This is a genomic window from Frankia sp. CgMI4 (assembly GCF_001756285.1).
GTDB classification, from domain to species: domain Bacteria; phylum Actinomycetota; class Actinomycetes; order Frankiales; family Frankiaceae; genus Frankia; species Frankia casuarinae.
The window spans coordinates 1-2,579 of sequence record NZ_MAQZ01000018.1; the positions used below are offsets into that span (position 1 = coordinate 1).

Annotated in this window: 1 protein-coding gene; it reads right to left on the minus strand. The window is 73.0% G+C overall.

The features are described 5' to 3' along the window. Positions 1-2,579: condensation domain-containing protein (locus Manayef4_RS02545; RefSeq protein WP_139139971.1), on the minus strand; the 2,579-nt coding region annotated here is incomplete at both ends.

The following is a 2,579-nucleotide window of genomic DNA, read 5'->3' on the forward strand; positions in this document are numbered from 1 at the left end:
CCGCCGCCCGCCGTCAACTGCCGGCAGGTCGACCAGATCGTGGTCTCGGTCGGGCCGTACATGTTCCACACCTGCGCGCAGCGCTCGATCATCGCCTCGGCCAGGTCCGGAGGGAGGGCCTCGCCGCCGCACAGAGCCTTCAGCCCGGGAGAGCCCGCCCAGCCGTCGTCGACGAGCATCCGCCAGGTCACCGGCGTAGCCTGCAGCACCGTCGCGCTGTGCCGTACGATCTCCGCCGCCAGCCTCCTGGGGTCCAGGGCCACCTCGCGTTCGGCCACCACCACGCGCCCGCCCACGACCAGCGGCAGGAACAGCTCGAGCCCGGCGATGTCGAAGCCCAGCGTCGTCACGGCCAGCAGTACGTCGGCCTCGGTGAGGCCGGGGCGGATTCGCATCGCGGCGAGGAACGTCACCAGGTTGCGGTGTGAGATGACCACGCCCTTGGGTGTTCCGGTGGAGCCCGAGGTGTAGATCACATATGCCGGGTGCCGCGGGTCGATCCGGCCTGACGCGGTCGGCTGCCGGGCCGCCGGGGCCTCGGCGGTCCGTGGGTCGTCCAGGACCGTCCGTACGGCCGGGTGGCCGGGCAGCGCCCGGGCGGTCTCGGCCGTGCAGACCACGGCGGCGGGATCGGCGTCGGCCAGCATGAACGCCACCCGCGAGGACGGGTATCCCACGTCTACCGGGAGGTAGGCCGCGCCGGTCTTCAGCACCGCCAGCAGCGCCACCAGCATCTCAGCGGACCGCGGCAGGGCCACGGCGACGACCCGCTCCGGCCCGGCGCCCTGCTCGGTCAGCCGCGCGGCAAGTCGGCCCGCCGCCGCATCCAGCTCCGCATAGGTGAGGCCTACGTCCTGGAAGACCACCGCGACGGCGTCCGGGCTGCGCCGCACCTGGGCCTCGAACAACTCGGGCAGCGTCCGGTCCGAGACCTTGAGCGCGGTGTCGTTCCAGGCGGTGTCGTTCCAGGCGTGCACGACCTGGGCCCACTCGGCCTCGTCCATGACCGGCACCCGGCTCGCCCGCAGCGCGGGGTCGGCGGCGACCGTTTCCAGCAGCCRCACCAGCCGCCCAGCCAGCTTCTCGGCCGTCGCCCGGTCGAACAGGTCGGCCGAGTAGCCGACCGCCCCGTCCAGCCCGGCGGGTGCGCCGCCGGCGGTGTGGTGTTCCCCGACGGTGAAGGACAGGTCGAACCTGGCGGCGTCGGAGCTCGACCGCTGTGGTTGGACGGACAGGCCCGGCAGCTCCCAGCCGCCGTCCTGGTGGGTGGTCTGGAAGGTCATCATGACCTGGAACAGCGGGTGCCGGGCCAGCGATCGGTCCGGTTGCAGCTCCTCCACCAGCCGCTCGAACGGCACGTCCTGGTGGGCGTAGGCGGCCAGGTTCACCTCGCGAACCCGGGCGACCAGGTCACTGAACGACGGGTCGCCGCCGGCATCGGTGCGCAGCACCAGCGTGTTGACGAAGAAGCCGACCAGGCCATCCAACGCAGGGTCGCCCCGGCCCGCGATGACGGTGCCGAGCGGGATGTCGGTGCCCGCGCCCAGGCGGGACAGCAGCAGCGCGACCGCCGCCTGCACCACCATGAACATCGTGGCCTTCCGGTCCCGGGCGATCCCCGCCAGCCTGGCGTGGGCCTCGGCGCTGACGCGCAGCGGGACAGTGCCGCCGGTGAAGGAGGCCACGGCCGGGCGCGGACGGTCGACCGGCAGCGTCAGCTCGGCAGGAAGACCGGCCAGGGACTGCCGCCAGTACGCCAGTTGCCTGCTGATCAGGCTGTCCGGGTCGTCCTCGCTGCCCAGGATCTGGCGCTGCCAGGCCGAGAAGTCGGCGTACTGGACCGGCAGCGCCGCCCATGACGGCTCCCGGCCGGCGAGTCGCGCCGCGTAGGCCGTGGACAGGTCACGGGTGAGCACTCCTATCGACCAGCCGTCGGCCGCGATGTGATGCACGACCAGCAGCAGGACGTGCTCGCGCTCGGCCAGGACGAGCAGCTCGGCCCGCCACGGCGGCTCGCTGCGTACGTCGAAGCCAYGTGCCGCCTCGGCCGCCAGCAGGTCCGCGAGGTCCCGCTCGCTGGTCGCACGCACCACGAGCTCGGGGCCGCCGTCCAGGATCTTCTGGAAGGGCACCCCGTCCCGGTCGGGGAACACCGTGCGCAGGGTCTCGTGCCGCTGTGCCACGTCCTTCAGCGCGGCTCGCAGCGCGTCCCGGTCCAGGTCACCGCGCAGCCGCAGCGCCATCGGCATGTTGTAGACCGCGCTGCCCTCCTGCAACCGGTTGAGGAACCACATGCGGGTCTGCCCGAACGACAGCGGGATCTCCTCGGGCCGCTGCCCGGCCACCAGGGGGGTACGGGCGCTCCCGCCGCCGGAGGCCAGCCTGGCGATGCCCGCCGGGGTCGGCGCGGCGAACAGCTCGCGGATGTTCACCTCGACGTCCAGCACGGCCTGCACGCGGGCGATCAGTCGCATGGCCAGCAGGGAGTCGCCGCCGAGGTTGAAGAAGTCGTCGTCGGCGCCGACCCGGTCCAGGTGCAGGGTCTCAGCGAACAGGCCGCACAGCAGCTCCTCGGCGGG